This is a genomic window from Pseudomonas sp. PS01303 (assembly GCF_029959385.1).
In the GTDB taxonomy this organism is placed as follows: domain Bacteria; phylum Pseudomonadota; class Gammaproteobacteria; order Pseudomonadales; family Pseudomonadaceae; genus Aquipseudomonas; species Aquipseudomonas rustica.
In genome coordinates this window covers 41,440-62,015 of record NZ_JASCPK010000020.1, presented here as the reverse complement: position 1 = coordinate 62,015, position 20,576 = coordinate 41,440, and the positions used below count along the sequence as shown (strand labels likewise).

At 59.4% G+C, this 20,576-nt stretch carries 17 protein-coding genes and 2 tRNA genes; 4 read left to right on the top strand and 15 right to left on the bottom strand.

The annotated features are described in order from the left end of the window. Window positions 1–153 precede the first annotated feature (153 nt). The 4 genes from QMX93_RS09130 to QMX93_RS09115 all read right to left on the bottom strand — a co-directional run bounded on the left by QMX93_RS09130 (window position 154) and on the right by QMX93_RS09115 (window position 4,741). The gene (locus QMX93_RS09130; RefSeq protein ID WP_282354864.1) at window positions 154–1,449 is read right to left on the bottom strand and encodes an AcvB/VirJ family lysyl-phosphatidylglycerol hydrolase; all 1,296 of its coding nucleotides are present in this window, start codon (window positions 1,447–1,449) and stop codon (window positions 154–156) included. Beyond that, a complete protein-coding gene (mprF, locus tag QMX93_RS09125; RefSeq protein ID WP_053117756.1) occupies window positions 1,449–4,088 on the bottom strand; it encodes a bifunctional lysylphosphatidylglycerol flippase/synthetase MprF in 2,640 nt (879 codons plus the stop codon). Before mprF ends, QMX93_RS09130 begins: the two co-directional genes overlap by 1 nt. 278 nt (window positions 4,089–4,366) lie before the next feature. Continuing rightward, window positions 4,367–4,443: transfer RNA gene (locus QMX93_RS09120), tRNA-Met, on the bottom strand. A 221-nt stretch (window positions 4,444–4,664) separates the two neighbouring features. Beyond that, a tRNA-Met gene (locus QMX93_RS09115) sits at window positions 4,665–4,741 on the bottom strand. 280 nt (window positions 4,742–5,021) lie between these two features. On the opposite strand from QMX93_RS09115, the gene dinB reads away from it, so the two are divergent. Beyond that, the gene (gene dinB, locus QMX93_RS09110) at window positions 5,022–6,083 is read left to right on the top strand and encodes a DNA polymerase IV (protein ID WP_053117758.1); all 1,062 of its coding nucleotides are present in this window, start codon (window positions 5,022–5,024) and stop codon (window positions 6,081–6,083) included. Between the two features lie 110 nt (window positions 6,084–6,193). Here dinB and QMX93_RS09105 read toward each other — a convergent pair whose 3' ends face one another. The 4 genes from QMX93_RS09105 to QMX93_RS09090 all read right to left on the bottom strand — a co-directional run bounded on the left by QMX93_RS09105 (window position 6,194) and on the right by QMX93_RS09090 (window position 10,966). After that, a complete protein-coding gene (locus tag QMX93_RS09105) occupies window positions 6,194–7,147 on the bottom strand; it encodes a hypothetical protein (RefSeq protein ID WP_008083883.1) in 954 nt (317 codons plus the stop codon). A gap of 17 nt (window positions 7,148–7,164) precedes the next feature. Continuing rightward, the gene (locus QMX93_RS09100) at window positions 7,165–8,880 is read right to left on the bottom strand and encodes a proline--tRNA ligase (RefSeq protein ID WP_053117760.1); all 1,716 of its coding nucleotides are present in this window, start codon (window positions 8,878–8,880) and stop codon (window positions 7,165–7,167) included. A gap of 129 nt (window positions 8,881–9,009) precedes the next feature. Further along, window positions 9,010–10,569 carry an AmpG family muropeptide MFS transporter gene (locus tag QMX93_RS09095; RefSeq protein ID WP_053117762.1) on the bottom strand — a complete coding sequence of 520 codons (1,560 nt, stop codon included), beginning with the start codon at window positions 10,567–10,569 and terminating at the stop codon, window positions 9,010–9,012. Between the two features lie 43 nt (window positions 10,570–10,612). Then, the gene (locus QMX93_RS09090; protein WP_159815001.1) at window positions 10,613–10,966 is read right to left on the bottom strand and encodes an MGMT family protein; all 354 of its coding nucleotides are present in this window, start codon (window positions 10,964–10,966) and stop codon (window positions 10,613–10,615) included. Window positions 10,967–11,130: 164 nt separating this feature from the next. Here QMX93_RS09090 and QMX93_RS09085 point away from each other — a divergent pair, with 164 nt between their 5' ends. Then, on the top strand, window positions 11,131–12,138 hold the full coding sequence (locus tag QMX93_RS09085; RefSeq protein WP_159815002.1) for a DUF481 domain-containing protein: 1,008 nt from the start codon (window positions 11,131–11,133) through the stop codon (window positions 12,136–12,138). A 148-nt stretch (window positions 12,139–12,286) separates the two neighbouring features. On the opposite strand, the gene QMX93_RS09080 is transcribed toward QMX93_RS09085, so the two are convergent. Beyond that, the gene (locus tag QMX93_RS09080; protein WP_002554837.1) at window positions 12,287–12,496 is read right to left on the bottom strand and encodes a cold-shock protein; all 210 of its coding nucleotides are present in this window, start codon (window positions 12,494–12,496) and stop codon (window positions 12,287–12,289) included. A 354-nt stretch (window positions 12,497–12,850) separates the two neighbouring features. Between QMX93_RS09080 and dcd the strand changes: the two genes are divergently transcribed. After that, window positions 12,851–13,417: a dCTP deaminase gene (gene dcd, locus QMX93_RS09075; RefSeq protein WP_053117768.1), complete on the top strand. Its 567-nt coding sequence runs from the start codon at window positions 12,851–12,853 to the stop codon at window positions 13,415–13,417. 107 nt (window positions 13,418–13,524) lie between these two features. Beyond that, complete coding sequence (locus QMX93_RS09070; protein ID WP_053117770.1) at window positions 13,525–13,734, top strand: hypothetical protein; 210 nt, start codon at window positions 13,525–13,527, stop codon at window positions 13,732–13,734. A 119-nt stretch (window positions 13,735–13,853) separates the two neighbouring features. On the opposite strand, the gene pdeM is transcribed toward QMX93_RS09070, so the two are convergent. From pdeM to QMX93_RS09040, 6 genes are all read right to left on the bottom strand, one after another. Next, window positions 13,854–14,510 (bottom strand): ligase-associated DNA damage response endonuclease PdeM, encoded by a 657-nt coding sequence (pdeM, locus tag QMX93_RS09065; RefSeq protein WP_282354832.1) that lies wholly within the window; start codon window positions 14,508–14,510, stop codon window positions 13,854–13,856. Further along, window positions 14,507–16,996 carry a ligase-associated DNA damage response DEXH box helicase gene (locus QMX93_RS09060; RefSeq protein WP_282354829.1) on the bottom strand — a complete coding sequence of 830 codons (2,490 nt, stop codon included), beginning with the start codon at window positions 16,994–16,996 and terminating at the stop codon, window positions 14,507–14,509. The genes pdeM and QMX93_RS09060 overlap by 4 nt, the downstream gene beginning before the upstream one ends. Window positions 16,997–17,179: 183 nt before the next feature. After that, on the bottom strand, window positions 17,180–17,944 hold the full coding sequence (locus QMX93_RS09055; protein WP_008083895.1) for an ATP-binding cassette domain-containing protein: 765 nt from the start codon (window positions 17,942–17,944) through the stop codon (window positions 17,180–17,182). A 13-nt stretch (window positions 17,945–17,957) separates the two neighbouring features. Further along, complete coding sequence (locus QMX93_RS09050; protein WP_212545300.1) at window positions 17,958–19,076, bottom strand: succinylglutamate desuccinylase/aspartoacylase family protein; 1,119 nt, start codon at window positions 19,074–19,076, stop codon at window positions 17,958–17,960. 28 nt (window positions 19,077–19,104) lie between these two features. After that, window positions 19,105–19,815 carry an ABC transporter permease gene (locus QMX93_RS09045; RefSeq protein ID WP_008083897.1) on the bottom strand — a complete coding sequence of 237 codons (711 nt, stop codon included), beginning with the start codon at window positions 19,813–19,815 and terminating at the stop codon, window positions 19,105–19,107. Continuing rightward, window positions 19,812–20,540, bottom strand: coding sequence for an ABC transporter permease (locus QMX93_RS09040; RefSeq protein ID WP_008083898.1), 729 nt, complete (start codon window positions 20,538–20,540; stop codon window positions 19,812–19,814). The genes QMX93_RS09045 and QMX93_RS09040 overlap by 4 nt, the downstream gene beginning before the upstream one ends. Between the last annotated feature and the right edge of the window lie 36 nt (window positions 20,541–20,576).

Below are 20,576 nucleotides of genomic sequence, written 5' to 3'. Positions count from 1 at the left end.
GCTCGCGATAGCGGTCTGTCAGTTGGCAAATAGGTGGCTGACACTCCGCTATCGCGAGCAGGCTCACTCCTACAGGGGATTGGGATGATCCTCTGAATGTAAAAAGTCCCCGCCATCGTGAGATGGCGGGGGCTTTTTTAAGGACGCTTCAGATCACTCTTCCGCGACCTGGCTCGCCGCCTGACGCTTCTCGATCAAGTCCACCAAGCGCTTGGCCAGCGCCGGGTAGTTCTCGTCGAAGTGGTGGCCGCCGGGCAGTTTCACTGCTTCACCGACTGCAGTCTTGTCGGTGCAACCACTTTCATCCGCCTCTTCTTCGCCATAGATGCAGATCACCTTGGCCGGTGGCAGTTTGGCCATTTCCGGGCCGGTGGCGGCTTCTTTACCGGCGTTGCCGAGCCAGCCTTCGACTTCGATTTCGAAGCTGCCGGTGCGGGCGAAGGCGAGCAGGATGATGGCGTCTACGCGTTGCTGCTCGGTGTCCGGCAGGCGGTTGTAGATTGCCGGCAGAACGTCTGCACCGAACGAATAACCGGTGAGGATGAATCGCTTGGTGCCCCATTTCTGCCGGTAGTGCTGCATCAGTTCGCTCAGATCCAGTGCGCTTTGCTCCGGGCTCTTGTGCTGCCAGTAGTAGCGCAGCGTATCGATGCCGACCACCGGGTAGCCGATCTTGGCCATTTCACCGGCCACATCGCGGTCAAGGTCGCGCCAGCCGCCGTCACCGGAGAGGAACAGGGTGACAGTGTCTTTGGCCTGACCGGCCGGCACTTCAACCACCGGAATCGCCAGGCCACCGTTAGCCTTGTCGCCGCCAACAAGGATTTTGCGCAGTTCGTTGTTCAGCACTTGCGGCAGGTTGATGTCGTAGTCGCTGATGCTGGTTTCGGCGTTCGGTTGATCGCGCACGAAACCTGCGCTGGCGTCGTCCGGGTTGTCGTTCCACGCTGCCAGCCAGTGGCCATGGGCAGCGGATTTCGGCAGCAGGTGCGTGCAGCCACCTTTTTCCAGTGCCAGGTCGACGGAAATGGCCTGGGCCTTGTCGTCTTTCTGCTCCGACAACCAGCGCCAGGCCAGCACAGCGCCTGGGCCAATGCCGCTGACCAGCGTGGCCGGGCCGTTCAGTTCACGCAGACCCGATTGCAAGGCGCGGCTTTGCAGCAGGCAATCCTTGGGCAGAATCACCTGAACGATCTGCGCCGAAGCGCTGCGGCTCAGGGTGGTCAGTTGTTTTTCAGAGAGTTTCTGGTCGTCATTGACCGCGACCAGCACCTGCGCCTTGGGCTTGGTGCCCGGGATAACGCGGGTCATGGCGGCGCCATCGGCCGGGGTCAGTTGTTCGACGGTCGGTTCCGGTGCCGGGCGTTTGAGGTACCAGTAACCGCCGCCGGCAATCACGGCCAGCACAATCAGTGCGGCCAGGATGTACTTCAGGGAGCGTTGAATCATCAGCGTTTCACCAATCCAGTCAAGCCGCCCGCGATCAGGGCAGCAGTGTCGGCCAGCGCCACCAACGGATCGAGTCCGGCGGGCACGGCCATATAACGGGGTTCCCAGTCAGGCTGGAACTTGTCTTTGAAGCGGCGCAAGCCTTGGAAGTTGTACAGCTGCTCACCACGGCGGAATACCATCGAGCCCAGACGCTGGGTCAGCGGTGCACCACGGCGGGGTTGCAACCCCGACAACGGCACCATGCCCAGGCTGAAACGCGCGTATCCGTGACTCTTATAATGTTGAATCAGGCCGACCATCATGAATTCCATGGTCAGCTTCGGCGCATCCGGGTGCGCGCGCATCAGGTCGAGACTGGCCAGATCATGGCTGAACGTCTCAAGCAGGTTGGCGAACGCCACCGGGCGGCCTTCGAAGCGAATCACTGCGATGCGGAAATGCTTCAGGTATTCGTCGCTGAAACGGCCGAGGGAGAAACCTTTCTCGCGCACGTTCTTGCCGGTCAGCCAGGCATCGGAAATCACTTTCAGCTCATCCATCGGCGCCTGGCCCGGCTCGTGGATCTCCAGCGACAGACCGTCGCGGGTGCCTCGGTTCCAGGTGTAACGCAGATCCTTCATCTCTTTGCCCTTGGCTTCCAGGTCAAAGCGATGCAGATCGACGCGGGCTTCTTCGCCGAGCTTGATCGCGGTCAGGCCGATGTCCATGTAGTACGGCAGGTTCTCGGCGCGAACCTGATAGAACACCGGGCGCGCGTGGTAGATGTCGCAGAGGTCGCGGAACTGCCAAATCATTTCTGCGCGTTGCTGGCCGGGGCCGATCGGGTCGTACAGCGCCACCAGGCTGCGGCCACGGCGGGCGTACATCAGAAACGCCTCGTCGTTGGGGTGGAACAGCAGCGCCTTGTCACCGGTCAGCGCGAGGCCGCCGTCGGGTTGCGAAGAGGCCATCAAAATCTTCGAGGCGCGCTCCAGCTCATCCGGCGTCGGCAAGTGAATCACCGGGCGCGCAGTGCGCAGCAGCCAGGTCAAGGCAATTACCAACAGCAACACCGCAGCGCCAAGCAGCGAACGCAAACCACGCGGTGCATCAGCGTCAAGGGTGAACTGCCACCACAGCTGATGGCTGTAAGGCACATCCTGATAGGCGAACAGCAGCAGCCAGGTCGATGCACCGAGAACGCACAGGCTGGCGACCAGATACAGCGGCGAGAAAGGCAGTTCGGTCAGGCGGCTCGGGCGGTAGAACGAGCGACGGAAAACCCCCAGCAACGCGGCGGTGAGGGTCATCAGTGTGGCTTCTTCCCAGTCGAAGCCTTTAAGCAGCGAGAGCAGGGCGCCGACCAGCAACAGAATGGTGGTCAGCATCCATGCAGCCGACAGGCGACGGCGCAGACCCTGGGCGAGCATCAGACACAACACGCCAATCAGGCTGGCGCCGAAGTGCGAAGCGTCGACCAAACGATGCGGAATCAGAAAACCAATGTGCTCAAGACGCGTGTCGATTTCAGGAGTGGCGCCAGAAAACAGCAGCACCACACCCGATAAGAACACCAGCACCGCAAGGATCGGCGCGGCCAGGCCCGAGGCAGCGCGCATTGTTTGCGATTGAAACAGGCGCTGACCTTCGTTGATCAGTAGCACCACGCAGGCCACCAGCAACGGCAGCACTACGTAGATCAGGCGATACAGCAGCAGGGCTGCGGCCAGTGGTGCGGCGCCGAGTTTGTCGGCAAACGCTGCCAGCAGAATCGCTTCGAACACGCCAACGCCGCCCGGCACATGGCTGAGCACGCCAGCGGCAAGGGCGAGCAGATACACCAGCAGGAACGCGCCAAACGGTGGCGCTTCGGGCAGCAGCAGATACAGCACGGTCGCGGCGGCAGCCACGTCGAGTGCGGTGATGATCAGTTGCAGAAAGGTCAGACGGCGACCCGGCAGGCGCAAGGTGCGGCGACCGACCCGAACCAGCAGGTTGTCACGCAGTGGTTGTTCCGGCAGACGCCGACGATAGATGCCGATAGCCAATACCGCGCCAAGCAACAGCACGACAGCGGCAACTGTGCCGAGCAAGCCTTCGGACAGGCCGAGTGCCGCAGAGGCAGCGGGCAGGTCACTCAGCGTCGCCAGCGCAGCCAGTGGCGGCAGCGCGCAACCCAGCGACAGGCTAGCGAACAGGGTCATGTGCGCGACTTCCGCCGCCCCCAGACCATGCCGTGCATATAAACGATAGCGAACCGAGCCGCCGGACAGCAGCGACAGGCCAATGGCGTTGCCAATCGCAAACGCGGTGAACCCGCCCATCGCCAGAGTACGCGGCGGCAAGGTCACGCCGGCATAGCGGCTGGCCGACCATTCATAGCCGAGCAGAATAATGAAGCCGACCACCGTCGCACCGAAAGCGCCGAGCAGGGCGGGTTTCGGTACCTCGAGAATCGAGTCGTGCAGAGCGTCGAGATCAAGCTCGGCCAATAGATGGCGACAGGCAATCAGCGCAATGGCGAACAGCAGCAACGTAACGGCCAGACCAATTGGCTGACGGTATTTGCTCAAACGATCCAGCAAGCGCAAACGCTCTGGCTTGATCGGATGTTCCGCTGTGACGGTGTCTTGTGGATCAGACGAGTTGGCGCGCATCAATCACCTCTTGGATTGTGCGCGACAGGATGGAGGTATCCAGCCAAGTTACCAATCCCTGTAGAAAAAAATAATCACAAAATACTACGCCTCTCACCGGGTATCGGCGAGGGCAGTTCCTGGATTGCAGACGTCGTGCCTGCGACACAAGCATAGCCGCAAGTTGGCGAGTCTGAAGATCCCAAGCGTTCACTGCACAGTGACAGATCATTGTTGCGAAAGGACTTTTTCAACAGATACAAAAAAGGCCACTCTTTCGAGTAGCCTTTTTTGATGTTTGGTTGCGGGAGCCGGATTTGAACCGACGACCTTCGGGTTATGAGCCCGACGAGCTACCAGACTGCTCCATCCCGCGTCTGTGTGGCGGCATTCTACAGAGGAACGACGGGGTGTCAACCGCTAATCCCGTAAAGGGTCAAATAAGTGTGAGATCGCGTCAAACGGTCGCAGGTCGCGCCTAAGTTTCGGAAATGCAACGAATTCCTGTTTGGCGATCGCTTCCTTATAAGTAGAAGAAATCTGCAAAACAGACACGCACAAAAAAGGCCACTCTTTCGAGTAGCCTTTTTTGATGTTTGGTTGCGGGAGCCGGATTTGAACCGACGACCTTCGGGTTATGAGCCCGACGAGCTACCAGACTGCTCCATCCCGCGTCTGTGTGTCGGCATTCTACAGAGGATCGCCGGGGTGTCAACCCGCAATCTGGATAAAATCTGTTGAGGTTCAATCGGTTAGCGCTTTTTGCAGTGCCTGAAAAGGCATGCAGGGCAGGTGGCACAAGGGTTTCAGCTCTATCGAAGGGCTTCTTTCGATTGAGAAAATAAATTCATCGGCCTTTTCCTACGCGTGGAAAAGAACATTCTTACCACTGGTGCTATATACAGGTGTCAGTGAGATACTGCCGATCCGGCTCGCCATGTTTCCTTTTCTGTCATGACTCAGCGAAAAATCATCCACGTCGACTGTGACTGTTTCTACGCCGCCATCGAGATGCGTGATGACCCGAACCTCGCCGGCAAGCCTTTGGCGGTAGGCGGTTCTGCGGATCGGCGCGGTGTCATCGCCACCTGCAACTACGAGGCGCGGGCCTATGGCGTGCGCTCGGCGATGTCCTCGGGGCATGCCTTGAAGCTGTGCCCGGATCTGACCATCGTCAAACCGCGCATGGACGCCTATCGCGAAGCCTCAAAAGAAATTCATGTGATTTTCAGCGATTACACCGACCTGATCGAACCGCTGTCGCTGGATGAGGCATATCTGGATGTCTCGGACAGTGCGCATTTCGGCGGCAGCGCCACGCGTATTGCTCAAGACATCCGTCGACGCGTCTCCAATCAGTTGCATATCACCGTGTCGGCGGGCGTGGCGCCGAACAAGTTTCTGGCGAAGATCGCCAGCGACTGGAAAAAACCCAATGGTTTGTTCGTGATCACCCCGGATCAGGTCGAGGACTTTGTCAGTGGTTTGCCGGTGAGCAAGCTGCACGGTGTCGGCAAGGTCACCGCCGACAAACTGGGCAGGCTCGGCATCGTCGACTGCTCGCAATTGCGCGAGTGGGACAAGTTGGCGCTGGTGCGCGAATTCGGCAGTTTCGGCGAGCGAATGTGGAGCCTGGCGCGTGGGATTGATGATCGTCTGGTGCACAACGACAGTCGGCGTCAGTCAATCAGCGTGGAAAATACCTACGACGTTGATCTGCCGGATCTGCGCAGTTGCCTCGACAAGTTGCCGGAGCTGCTGGAAACCCTGAAAACCCGCATGGCACGGATCGACAGCAGTTATCGACCGGGTAAGCCGTTCGTCAAAGTGAAGTTTCATGACTTTACCCAGACAACGCTGGAACAGGCCGGGGCAGGGCGGGACTTGGGCAGTTATCAGCTGATGCTGACGCAGGCGTTCAATCGCGGCGGGAAACCGGTGCGGTTGTTGGGGGTTGGGGTGAGGCTGGAGGATTTGCGCGGTGGGTTTGAGCAGATGGAGTTGTTTGAGCGGTAGATTTGCGGTGTTTGTCAGTCAGCCTTCGCGAGCAAGCCCGCTCCCACAATGGATCTGTGTCGTACACAAAACCAATGTGGGAGCGGGCTTGCTCGCGAAGCTTTCAGCTTTTAATTCGGCCCCGGATCAGCCACCAACCGCCCCGCATCCTTGGTCAGCGACTTGAGAAACTCAGTCTGCAACTCAGGATCGTTGCGCGTCAATTCGATCAGGCTTTGTTCCAGTTCGCTGGCTTCTTCTTCCAGACCCAGTTCCGACAGGCGTTTGACCCGGTGTACCCACTGGCTCACTTCGTCGTCTTCCAGATCGTCGTAAATCAAGCCGTGCGCTTCGAGCAACTTGCCACGCAAGTGGCTGCTGATCGCCAGGGACGAGTCGGAATGCACGTCATCCTTGGCGTCCTCGACACTGATCTGCAGTTTGCCGACGTAATTGAGGTCATGCTCAGCGAATGGGCTGTCGAGCAGGTTCACACGCAGCACGCCGTTGCGGTCGGTGGTCATGTCGAAGGTCTGTTTGCCAGCCTTGACCTGCACCGGCCGCTCGCTCCACGGCAGGCTCGAATACTCCGTGCGCTTGTCGCGCTGGACTTCATCGATACCGGCCAGGTTCTGCTGCGCACGGCCGTTGGACTGCACGTTCATGAACGGGTTGAGCCCGGCAAAACCGTAACTCAGCCAATCCTTGGTGACGCTGTCCGGCAGATTGCCGAGGGCAAACACGTTGACCACGTTGGCGCCGACACCACCGACCACCGCCACCACGCCCAGCGGAATCTCGTAGACCTCGCGCCAAGGCTGGTAAGGCGTGTAGCGATCGTAACGACGTGTCACTTCGAACTCGGTGACTTCAAAAGTCTTCTGTTCGTTGATCTTCACGCGTCGCTGCGGCAGCTCAAGCTCCTTAGGCTCGCCGACATCAATCTGCAGGCTGTGGTCGAGCAACTTACGCTCGACCCGCTCTTCGTGCTCGCTGCGCTGTGACATGTGATTGGCACAGCCGCTGACCAGCAGGGCACCGCACAGGGCGGTGCCACCGAGGCCTAAGGTGTTTCGCTTGAACATGACGTCTCTATCTGGTTTCAGCGGCGGATACGGGCCTGAAGGAAGGACAGTACGTCGGCGACCGGCAGTGCTTGCGCTTCGCCTTCGGTACGACTCTTGTATTCCAGGTTACCTTCGGCGAGGCCGCGGTCACTGACCACGATCCGGTGAGGAATGCCGATCAGCTCCATGTCCGCGAACTTGATGCCCGGGCTGGTTTTCTTGTCGCGATCATCCAGCAGCACTTCGAAGCCGGCCGCCGTCAGTTCGGCGTACAGCTTGTCGGTGGCTTCGCGCACCTGCTCGGTTTCATAACGCAGCGGTACCAGCGCGATCTGGAACGGCGCCAGGGTGTCGCTCCAGATGATGCCGTTGGCGTCGTTGTTCTGCTCGATGGCTGCCGCCACCACGCGGGAAACGCCGATGCCGTAGCAACCCATTTCCAGCGTGACTGGCTTGCCGTTTTCGCCCAGCACTTCGCACTTCATCGCTTTGCTGTACTTGTTGCCCAGCTGGAAGATGTGCCCGACTTCGATGCCGCGTTTGATTTCCAGCGTGCCTTTGCCGTCCGGGCTTGGGTCGCCGGCGACCACGTTACGCAGGTCAGCCACGGTCGGAACCGGCAGATCGCGCTCCCAGTTCACGCCGAAGTAGTGCTTGTCGTCGATGTTCGCGCCGATGCCGAAGTCGCTCATCAGTTCGACCGAGCGGTCGATGATGATTGGCAGCGGCAGGTTCAGCGGGCCGAGCGAACCGGCGCCGGCGCCAATGGCGTCACGCAGTTCGGCATCGGTGGCCATGACCAGCGGATTGGCCACGCCAGCTTGCTGGGCTGCCTTGATTTCGTTGAGTTCGTGGTCGCCACGGATCACCAGCGCGATCAGCTTGCCTTCTTCTTCGGCGCGCACGATCAGGGTCTTGATGGTCTTTTCAATCGGCAGATTGAATTTCTCCACCAGCGCCGCGATGGTTTTGGTGTCAGGCGTATCGACCAGGCGAAGTTCTTCAGTCGCAGCGGCGCGCGAGGTTTCGCGCGGCACGGCTTCGGCTTTTTCGATGTTCGCTGCGTAGTCGGAACCGTTGCTGAAAACGATGTCGTCTTCGCCGGACTCGGCCAGTACGTGGAATTCGTGAGAACCAGCACCACCGATCGAACCGTTGTCGGCTTCCACCGGACGGAATTTCAGACCCAGACGCGTGAAGATGTTGCAGTAGGCTTCATGCATGCGGTCGTAGGTAATCTGCAGCGATGCCTGATCCGCGTGGAAGGAGTAGGAGTCCTTCATGATGAATTCGCGGCCACGCATCAAACCGAAGCGTGGACGGATCTCGTCACGGAATTTGGTCTGGATCTGGTACAGGTTGATTGGCAGCTGTTTGTAGCTGCTCAACTCGTTGCGCATCAGATCGGTGATCACTTCTTCGTGGGTCGGGCCCGCGCAGAAATCACGACCGTGGCGGTCTTTGATGCGCAGCAGCTCAGGGCCGTATTCTTCCCAGCGCCCCGATTCCTGCCACAGCTCGGCCGGTTGGGTGCTCGGCATCAACACTTCCAGAGAGCCGGCAGCGTTCATTTCTTCACGAACGATGGCTTCAACCTTGCGCATCACTCGCAAGCCCATCGGCAGCCAGGTGTACAGGCCCGAGGCGAGTTTGCGGATCATGCCGGCGCGCAGCATCAGCTGGTGGCTGATCACGACCGCGTCGGAAGGCGTTTCTTTCTGTGTGGCGAGCAAAAATTGACTGGTGCGCATGGTTGGCCGTTGTCGGTTGCTATGACTGGAAATGACGGAGCAGTGTACCGGCGACTTTTGCTGACGTACAGGCGTGTGGCCGGTGGAGGAGTTCAACGGCGGGATTCCTCCCGCCATTGACGAAATGTCTTACGACTCTTCCGCGACGGGCGTCGGGACGGGCTCGGGCGTGGGTGTCGGGCCTTCGCGGCGACTTTCCTGGAACCAGTGCAGAGCGATCAGCACCAGCGTCGGCACACCGAGCAACGCGGTGATCAGGAAGAAGTTGTGGTAACCGAACTTCTCCACCATTACCCCGGAATAGCCGCCGATCAGGCGCGGCAGCAGGAGCATGATCGAGCTGAGCAGGGCGTATTGCGTCGCGGAGAACTTCAGGTTGGTCAGGCTCGACAGGTAGGCGACAAACGCCGATGTCGCCAGACCCGAACTGAAGTTGTCGAGGGAAATGGTCACCACCAGCATCTTCAGGTTCGGGCCCATGTCGGCGAGCATCAGGAACAGCAGGTTGGTGCCTGCCGAGGCGGCACCGCCGATCAGCAGAATCGGCAGGATGCCGAAACGCACGATCAGCAAGCCGCCCATGCCGGCGCCGACGAGGGTCATGATCAGGCCGAAAATCTTGCTGACACTGGCGATCTGATCCTTGGTGAAGCCCTGATCGATGTAGAACACGTTGGCCATTACGCCCATGACCGTGTCCGACATCCGGTAGGTCGCGATCAAACCGAGCAACAGCAGTGCCTGCCAGCGATAACGCAGGATGAAGTCGTTGACCGGCGTCAGCACCGGCGCCAGGCCACGGCGACCCATGGTCGACAGGCACAGACCGGTCAGCAGCGTATAGAGGATGGCGCGCAGGAAGGCGCGGTCTTCGAGCAGCAGATCGAGCGGGCTCATGCTGCCGAACAGCACGCTGGCGAAATCGGTGTTGTACAGCTGGGTGAACATCGCCGGCACCGACACGAGCAAGACGATCAGCACGAACACCGACATCAATTGATGCATGAACGTATAGCGCCCGGCCTGCAATTGCGTGCGCAGCGGCACCGGCGGTTCGCGCATGAACAGCGTAGTGAGCAGGGCAGGGATCATCAACGCGCCGAACAACACATAAGTGCCGGTCCACGCCGAGTGCTTGTAGTTGAAACCGGTAGAACCGAAACCTTCGGCAAAAAACAATGCGCCAGCGGTGGCGAGCAGTGCGGCGACACGGTAGCCGGACATGTAGCTGGCGGCGAGTGCAGCCTGACGATTGTCGTCGGCGATTTCCAGTCGATAGGCGTCGACCGCAATGTCTTGGGTAGCGGAAGCGAAGGCGACGACCACGGCAATCGCGATCAACCAGGACAGGTGCTTCTGCGGATCACAGAAACCCATGCCGATCAGGCCAAGGATCACCAGGACTTGTGAGAGCACCAGCCAGGAGCGGCGTCGGCCAAGCTTGCCGAGCAACGGCAGGCGCCATTGGTCGAGCAGCGGTGACCAGACCCATTTGAACGCATAGGCCAGGCCGATGAGGCTTGCGTAGCCAATCGTTTCACGGGCTACGCCCGCTTCACGTAGCCAGACGGAAAGCGTTGAAAACACCAGCATGTACGGCAGGCCGGCGGCGAAACCGAGCAACAACAGCACGAGCGTCGAAGGACTGGCATAAGCAGCTAGCGCGGCGCGCCAGGTTTTACGGGGCATGGGCTGAAGTCTGCCTCAAGATTGCGAAAACAAAGCGCGCACTCTAACCGCTGTGCTCTACCGGACGCCAGCCATGGCGCTGAATATCCACACGATTATTCTGGACGGTGATGCCTTCCACGCGCAAACGCGCCCGTTGTTCATCGCCCGACGGGCTGCCCACCGGCAAACTGATACGACCGCCGGCGCCCAATACACGGTGCCAGGGCAGTTTGGTATCACCAGGCAACTGACTCAATACGCGGCCGACCCAGCGGGCGGCGCGCCCCAACCCGGCCAGTTCGGCTAACTGACCATAGCTGACGACTTTGCCTTCGGGCACTTGGGCGAGTGTCGAGTAGAGCGCCGTGCGTCGGATTTGCGCTTCGCTGTCCCCTTCGAGGTTCGGGTCTTTCACGTACGGAGTTCCTGAACTTGATCGTATCGAGGCCCTAAGCGTAATCCCTCGTCGTGCAGTTGAGAAATGAACTCAATAGAAATAGTCCGGTCAGTCCTTGTCAGGGTCTTATTCCTACGGATAATGCCCACCTTTTTTCGCAAACTTGAGCCCTCGATTCGCTTATGTTGTCCAGAACCTTGCTGTGCCTTGCTGTTTTCAGTGCGTCCACGCCCCTGCTTGCCGACACCGTCTGGTTGAAGAACGGTGACAAGTTGAGCGGCACCATTTCCCTGTTCGACGGCGGCAAACTGTTGATTCAGACCAAGTACGCCGGAGCAGTCACGATCGACTGGAAAGAGGTCAAGACCCTTGAGAGCGATCAGCACCTGTTGGTCAAACAGGATGCCTACACCGGCGAAGTCTCCAAGTCGCTGACCGCAGCGGAAGACGGCAAGGTCACCCTGGCCAACGGCGAGGCGCCAAAAACTGTCGAGCTGGCGAGCATTCAGCAGATTCTCAAGCCGAAACCGGTGGTCGAGGATCTGGTGTGGAAGGGCAATGTCGACCTGGCAATGGATTATCAGCGCGCGGAAAAAGACACCGACGATTACGACATCGATTTCAAAACCTCCGCGCGTCACGGTCGCTGGCGTCACACCGCCGAGGGCGAGTACAACCGCGAAGTGCAGGACGACGAAGTCACCACCAACAACTGGCGCGCCGAATACTCCCTCGACCGCTTCCTGACCGATAAGTGGTTCTGGCAGGGGCGCCTGAATTACAAGCGCGACCATGTTGAAGACCTTTCGCGCCAGCGCGTGGTCGGTACCGGTCCGGGTTACCAGTTCTGGGATGACGAGTTGGGCGCGTTCTCGCTCGGTTCGCTGCTCAACCGTACCGATTACGAATACAGCGATGGCGGCAAGGACAACTTCTATTCGGTCGCGATGAAGTGGGATTACAACCGTTACCTGATCGGCAAGAAGGTCGAGTTCTTCACCAACGGAGAGTTTGGCAAGCCATTGTCGGGTGTCGCGGATTACGCGCTGGATGCCGAGATGGGGCTGCGCTACAAGGTTACTGAATGGGCGTCTCTGAATTTGAAAGCTGAGCGCGACATTATCAGTGGTACCGATGATGCGGATTTGAGCAAGACCCGTTATACCGCTGGGTTTGGCGTGGCCTGGTAACGTTTAAAGCAAAAGATCGCAGCCTTCGGCAGCTCCTGCACGGATTGTGTGGGGCTGAAGGCCGCGATTTTTTTTGCGCCTGAAAAACAGACGCCCACAAAAAAGCCCCGCTTTTAAGGGCGGGGCTCTTTTCTAAAGAAGCTACAAGTTAGATAACTTGTACTTCCTCAGCTTGCATGCCTTTCTGACCGCGGGTAGCGATGAAAGAAACCTGTTGGCCTTCTTTCAGGCTTTTGAAGCCGTCGGATTGGATAGCTTTGAAGTGAACGAACAGGTCGTCACCGGATTGTGGAGTGATGAAGCCGAAGCCTTTTTCATCGTTGAACCACTTAACGGTACCGGTTTGGCGATTAGACATGGTGTAACTCCTTGAACAAAGATAACTGCGACACAGGAAGAACCCTGGCCGAGACTGAGTGCAAAGAGCAGGAAAAATTCTTGTAGATGGTTGGATCGAAATTCAACATATCGTGTAGAGATTCTCAGTGACACAAGCAGCACAGTGGCGCCACCTTAACCCTTTTTCCGGAACGTGCCAATGCTTCTTGCGAAGGTTTCTAAGATTTAGGGACCAGCGGTGTGACAGTTCGTCGCCAGCGCGCGTAAATACGGGGTGTTCGGCGAGAATTGCAGCGCGCACTTTGAAGAGGGCGGCGCGCCCGGTAAGATGCCGGACAGAATTTTTCCACCTCGCTATTCAGGACAGCCCGCCATGAGCATCAAATCGGACAAGTGGATTCGCCGCATGGCGCAGGAACACGGCATGATCGAACCTTTCGTCGAGCGCCAGGTGCGCGGCAGCGACGAGAGCCGGGTCATCTCCTACGGTGTCTCGAGCTACGGCTACGATGTGCGCTGCACCAATCATTTCAAGGTGTTCACCAACATCAACTCGTCGATCGTCGATCCAAAAAACTTCGATCCGGGCAGCTTCGTCGACGTCCACAGTGATGTCTGCATTATTCCGCCGAACTCCTTCGCCCTGGCCAGCACCGTTGAATACTTCCGCATTCCGCGCAACGTATTGACCATCTGCCTGGGTAAAAGCACCTACGCACGCTGCGGCATCATCGTTAACGTGACGCCGCTCGAGCCTGAGTGGGAAGGTCACGTGACGCTGGAATTCTCCAACACCACCAACCTGCCGGCGAAAATCTACGCCAACGAAGGCGTGGCACAGATGCTCTTCCTCGAATCCGATGAAGAGTGTGAAGTTTCCTACAAGGATCGCGGCGGCAAGTACCAGGGCCAACGTGGCGTAACGCTGCCACGTACCTGATTCGTCCATCCGGCGGATGCCGGGAATTCTTTGGCGGGCAGACACTCTATGGGGTGTACTGCCCGTTTTTGTTTCAGCAAATGCGGGCCTTCGCCGAGGAGTGCTTTATGAAGATCGATCCGCATATCACTGCCGAACTGGCAAGGCTTGAGCCCAATCAGATTGGCGTATTGGCCTGGTCCTTGTTGGCACACCCGCCTATCAACATGGCCGGCGGAATTCCTGGTCAGCCTGATCCAGATACCCCCAATGAGCAACCGACCGAGCCGGGCGAGCCAACGCTTCCGGACGAGCCACCACCGGCGCCAGTTGCCTGATTAATTACCTGCTTTTGTAGGAGCAGAGCTTGCTCGCGAAGCGATTTGTCTGATTCATCGATTTTGATTGGACGAACGCTTTCGCGAGCAAGCTCTGCTCCTACAAGGGCGGGGTGTGATTAGTTGATGGGCCAGATTTCGTTGTCGCCGGTGACAAAGATTCGGCATTGCTCATCTTTTTCAACCGGATAGCCGCCGGTAAACGCTCCGAATGCCGGTAGCAGGCTGATTCGCTCGCCCAGTCTGAAACAGGCTAATCGTAAACTTTGCCGCCCTTTGCCAAACAACCGGTAAACCGGGTGGACGTGGCCGGCCAATACATGCCGCTCCGGGTGCGGATCAGGCTCGTGCTGAAGCGCAAACGGCCCTAAGAGCAGCGGCTCCGGCACCACGCGAATGTTCAGCGACGCCGGTGGATCCCCCGCGCGTTTGTCGTGATTGCCGCGAATCAACGTCATCGGCAGATCCGCATGACGCTCACGCCATTGCGCCAGCGCATTCAGCGTACCGACCGCATGCGAGCCCGGCCCGTGCAGGAAATCCCCCAGAAAGATCAGTTGCCGACACGGCAGCACGGCCAACAACTGGTCGATCACCGCAATGTTGCTCGCCGTCGTACCCTGCGGCACTGGTTGTCCGAGGCTGCGATAGGCCGCTGCCTTGCCAAAATGCACATCGGCGATCAACAACGCCTCTTGCGCTGGCCAGTAGAGCGCCTTTTCCGGAAGTAACCACAACTCCTCGCCGGCCAAACGCACGGGATACGCCGCGTTCATGACGATTTACCGTTGTCGGCAGACTTCTCCAGATCACCGACCATGCGCCTGATCCGGTCAGCGAGTTTTTCCGAGCTCATGCTTTCGCGCATGCGTTCCACCAGCAGCGGGAACCCGAGCGGCGTAGGACGTTTGATCTGATGCACATCGAGTTTCATCCCGTTGATCCGCTCCAGTGTCTGTTCCAACCGGCGAATATCCAGTTCTTCGCGTAGGACTTCTTCCCCGGCCTGGGCGAGCAACAGGTTGTCGGCGTCATATTGTTTGAACACTTGAAAAAACAATCCGCTCGAAGCCTGTACCTGCCGGGTACTTTTCGGCGCGCCGGGATAGCCGGCGAATACCAACCCGGCGATTCGGGCGATTTCCCGGAAACGGCGCAAGGCCAATTCACCGGCATTGAGACTGGCGAGCACATCAGCCAAAAGATCCGCAGGGTCGAGCAATTCAGCGTTGAGGTGCTGCGACCAATCCACCGGCGTGGCACTGAGCAGTTCCAGCCCGTAATCATTCACCGCGATGGAAAAGGTCACCGGTTGGCGCTGGCTGACGCGCCACGCCAACAGGCTCGCCAGCCCCAGATGCACCTGGCGACCGGCGAACGGATAGAGGAAAAGGTGCCAGCCCTCGCGGGATTTCAGTACCTCCGCCAGCAGATTATTAACCGTCGGCAAGCCTGACCAGCGGGCCTGAGTCTCCAGCAGCGGGCGCAGCGCCTGCATTTCCGGGCCGACGAATTCACCTTCGGCGGCCGCACTAAACCGTGCAACCACCGCTTGCGCGAGTTCATTGGAGAGCGGCATCCGCCCGCCATTCCAGCGTGGCACTGCCGCTTTTTTCACGGTGCTGCGTTTGACGTACGCCGTCATGTTTTCCACCCGCACCAATTCCAGCAAACGCCCGGCAAACAGAAACCCATCACCGGGTTTCAGTCGGGCGATAAAGCCTTCCTCGACGCTGCCGAGCTGCTTGCCACCGCCGCCCTTGCTCCAGAATTTCAGGTTGATGCTCGCATCGCTGACAATGGTGCCGACGCTCATGCGATGCCGCCGCGCCAATCGCGCATCGGGCACGCGCCACACGCCGTGCTCATCCGGTTCGACCCGGCGATAATCCGGATAGGCTGTCAGAGACATCCCGCCATGGCGTACGAAAGCCAGCGCCCACGCCCAATCCGCAGGCGTCAGGTCGCGATAAGCCCAGGCGGTGCGGACTTCTTCGTACAGCTCATCCGGTAAAAATCCGCCACCCAGCGCCATGCTGACCAGATGCTGTACTAGCACGTCCAGCGATTGATGCGGCGACAGGCGCGGTTCGATGCGCCGTTGTTCGACGGCGTCGCGCGCGGCAGCGGCTTCGATCAGTTCAAGACTGTGGGTCGGCACCAGCGTCACCCGCGAGGTGCGTCCCGGTGCGTGACCGGAGCGTCCGGCACGCTGCATTAAACGCGCAACGCCTTTGGCCGAGCCGATTTGCAGCACGCGTTCGACCGGTAAAAAATCCACACCGAGATCCAGACTCGACGTGCAGACCACCGCTTTCAACAAACCATCCTTCAAGGCTTTTTCGACCCAGTCACGGGTGTCGCGAGACAGTGAACTGTGATGCAACGCAATCAACCCGGCCCAGTCCGGCCGCGCTTCCAGTAATGCCTGATACCAGATTTCAGATTGCGCCCGGGTGTTGGTGAACACCAGCGTACTGGCGCAGGCATCGAGCTCGGCGACGACTTGCGGGAGCATCTTCAGACCGATGTGCCCGGCCCACGGAAAACGCTCAATGGACGGTGGGATCAGGGTGTCGACCTTCAGCGTTTTTTCGCTTTGTCCCTGAATACTCACGCCGCTGCCCTGTGGGATCAGCACGTGTTCGGCGTGGGATTGATTACCGAGCGTGGCGGACACCCCCCATACGATCAGATCAGGCTGCCAGCGGCGCAAACGAGCGAGCGCCAATTGCAGTTGCACGCCGCGTTTGTTGCCAAGTAATTCGTGCCATTCATCGACGACGATCATCTTTAGCGAAGCGAGCGCGGTCTGTGCGTCGGCACGGGCCAGTAGCAGGGTCAGGCTTTCCGGCGTGGTGATCAGCGTGGTTGGCAAACGTCGACCCTGCCGCGCACGTTCGCTGCTGCTGGTGTCACCGGTGCGCAGGCCGATGCTCCACGGGATTTGCAGATCATCGACGGGTGTTTGCAGGGCGCGCGCGGTGTCGGCGGCAAGTGCCCGCATCGGTGTGATCCACAACACGGTCAGTGGTTCGGCAGGTTGTTTGCGTTTGCGTAGTGGAGCATCGACGGGAAGGGTTTTGGCGAATCGATTGAGGGCGGCGAACCACACGGCATAGGTCTTACCGGCGCCGGTGCTGGCGTGGAGCAGACCGGATTCGCCGTTTTTGACGGCCGCCCACACCTGTTTCTGAAAGGCGAAGGGCTTCCAGTCGCGGGCGCTGAACCAGATTTTTGCGAGGTCGAGAGATTTCGCCATGCCGGCTGCGCGCGCTCTGGAGGGGTTCTTCCAGAGACCACGCTGACAAGCGAAAGGTTTAAAAACAACGCGAACCCCTGTAGGAGCTGCCGAAGGCTCGGGCCGCGATCAGACGATCTTTTGATTGTGAAAAACAAGATCAAAAGATCGCAGCCTTCGGCAGCTCCTACAGGGGAACCGGGGTTACTTGAGGTTGCCGCTGAGGAATTGTTTCAGGCGTTCGCTTTTCGGGTTGCCGAGCACGTCTTCGGGGGCGCCTTCTTCTTCGACCAGGCCTTGGTGCAGAAACAATACCTGGCTGGAGACTTTGCGGGCGAAGCTCATCTCGTGCGTGACCATGATCATGGTTCGGCCTTCTTCGGCCAGACCTTGAATCACCTTCAACACTTCCCCCACCAACTCGGGGTCAAGCGCCGACGTCGGTTCATCAAACAGCATCACCTCAGGCTCCATCGCCAGTGCCCGGGCAATCGCCACGCGCTGCTGCTGACCACCGGACAAAAACGCCGGGTACTGATCCGCCACCCGCGCCGGCAAACCGACCTTGTCCAGATAACGCCGCGCGCGATCATCGGCTTCCTGCTTGCTGCAACCCAACACCCGGCGCGGGGCCATGGTGATGTTTTCCAGCACGGTCATGTGGCTCCACAGGTTGAAATGCTGGAACACCATCGCCAGTCGCGTGCGCAAACGTTGCAGTTCATCGGCGTCGGCGACGTGCATGCCGTGGCGGTCGGTGACCATGCGGATGGTCTGGCCATCGAGGCTCATGGCGCCGTCGTTGGGTTGTTCGAGAAAGTTGATGCAGCGCAAAAAGGTGCTTTTGCCCGAGCCGCTGGCGCCGATCAGGCTGATCACGTCGCCGGTCTTGGCCTTGAGCGAAACGCCTTTGAGCACCTGATGGTCGCCATAGCTTTTGTGCAGGCCTTCAACGGTCAGTTTGTACATGGGACAGACATCCTCAAGGCGAAAGTAGGTAGCCGCTGCGATAGGCTTCGGCGCCCGCCACGTGGGCGATGACCATGCCCGCGGTGGCCATGCGGCGCAGCGAGCGGGCGTACATCAGCCCGGCAGTCGAGCTATGAATTGGAGTGATGCGGTCGTGGATCGGGTCGATGATTTCGGCGATCTGCTGCCCCGCTTCCAGGTATTGGCCGGCAACCGCCGTGTACACCAGCAAGCCGCCGACCGGCGTGGTAACCGGTTCCACGCCCGCCAGTGGTGTAGCGGGATACGGCAGCGGCGGTTGCGGTTTGGTTTCACCAACGATCGCATCGGACTGAATCAAGTAGTCGATCAACGCCTGGCAGTCGCGGCTGGCCATCGGGTGATTGACGTCACCCTGACCGCGCAACTCGACGGTCACCGAAAAACTGCCGAGCGGAATCTCGAAGTGTTCGCCGAAGCGTTCCTTCAGTTGCCACCACAGCAGGGTGAAGCATTCGTCGAACGACTGGCCGCCGGAATCGGTGGCCAACAGGCTCGCCTGGGATTCGATGTAGCGCGCCAGCGGTTCGACCTGCGGCCACGCTTCGGGTGTGGTGTAGAGGTGCACCACCGATTCGAAATCGCAGTGCAAGTCCAGCACCATGTCCGCATCGCAGGCCAACCGTTGCAGGGTCAGGCGTTGGGATTGCAGTTGCGTGGTGGCGGTCTGGCGGGCGAGGGCGTCGCGCAGATGGCTGCGGATCAGTTCGAGGTTGTGCTGCGGATCGTCGCTGAGCTTGCCCTCGATGGCGTTGCCGATCTCTTCACTGAGGTCGACGAACCAGCGGTTGAAATTCTGCCCGCTCTCCAGTTCGTAACGGCCCAGCGGCACGTCCATCAGCACTTGTTCGAGGCCGACCGGGTTGGCCACTGGCACCAGCACGATCTGGCTGCGCAGGCGGCCGGCGGCCTCCAGCTCCGCCAGTCGCTGCTTGAGGTGCCAGGCGACGAGCATGCCCGGCAGTTCGTCGGCGTGCAGCGAAGACTGAATGTAAACCTTGCCCTTGGCCTGCTCCGGGCCGAAGTGGAAGCTGTGAATCTGTCGCGCAGTCCCCGGCAGCGGGGCCAGCAAGTCATGGATCAGGTGGCGCATTGGCATCTCTTTTTTTCTGGGGCCGGTCCTAGTGAGTCGGGCCGAGGAAGGCCAGCCATCGGCGTTCGGCAAGGCGGAACAGGCCGACCAGCGCAAAGGTAATGGTCAGGTAGATCAGCGCGGCGATGCCGAACGACTGAAAGGTCAGAAAGGTCGCCGAGTTGGCGTCCCGCGCGACTTTCAGGATGTCGGGAATGGTCGCGGTGAAAGCCACCGTGGTCGAGTGCAGCATAAGGATTACTTCGTTGCTGTAGTAAGGCAACGAACGGCGTAAGGCCGACGGCATGATCACGTAGGCATACAACTTCCAGCCTGTCAGACCATAGGCCTTGGCCGCTTCGACTTCGCCGTGGTTCATGCTGCGGATCGCCCCGGCGAAAATCTCCGTGGTGTAGGCGCAGGTGTTGAGGGCGAAAGCGAGGATCGTGCAGTTCATCGCATCGCGAAAGAAGCTGTCGAGCAAAGGCTGCGCACGCACGGCGGCAAGGCTGTAGATCCCGGTGTAGCAAATCAGCAACTGGATATACAGCGGCGTGCCGCGGAACAGGTAGGTGTAGAACTGCACCGGCCAGCGAATGTAGAAGTGCGGCGACACCCGCGCGATCGACAACGGAATCGACACAAGGAAACCGATAACGATTGAGGCCGTGAGCAGCCACATCGTCATCGCCAGCCCAGTGATGTTCTGGCCGTCGGTATAAAGGAAGGCGCGCCAGTATTCCTGCAGAAGTTCGATCATCGTACGGCCTCCCGGGAACCGGCGGCATAACGGCGTTCGAGCCAGCGCAGAATGAAGTTCGACGCACTGGTGATCAGCAGATAAATCAACGCGGCGAGTACCAGAAAGTAGAACAGTTGATAGGTGCTTTTACCGGCGTCCTGCGCGGCTTTGACCAGATCGGCGAGGCCGATGATCGACACCAACGCGGTGGCCTTGAGCATCACCATCCAGTTGTTACCGATGCCGGGCAGGGCGAAACGCATCATTTGCGGGAACACCACGTAGCGAAAGCGCTGGCCGCGTTTGAGGCCATAGGCGGTGGCAGCTTCAACCTGGCCGCGCGGCACCGCGAGAATCGCGCCACGGAAAGTCTCGGTGAAATACGCGCCATAAATGAAGCCCAGGGTCAGCACCCCGGCACTGAACGGGTTGATCTCGATGTATTCCCATTCCATGTAGTCGGTCAGGGACGTCAGCCAGGTTTGCAGGCTGTAGAAAATCAGCAGCATCAGCACCAGATCCGGCACCCCGCGAATCAGCGTGGTGTAGAGCTGGGCGGGGAGGCGCACCAGTTTGATTTTTGACAGTTTGGCACTGGCGCCGAGCAGGCCGAGCAACACGGCCACCAGCAGCGACAACGCCGATAATTTGATGGTCATCCAGGTGCCTTCCAGCAGCAATGGACCAAAGCCCTTGAGGCTGAAGGCAGAGAGCCCCAGATTTTGCAGGAGGGTTTCGAACATAAATCAGCAACCTGAGCGGATGGAAAAGGCGCCCAT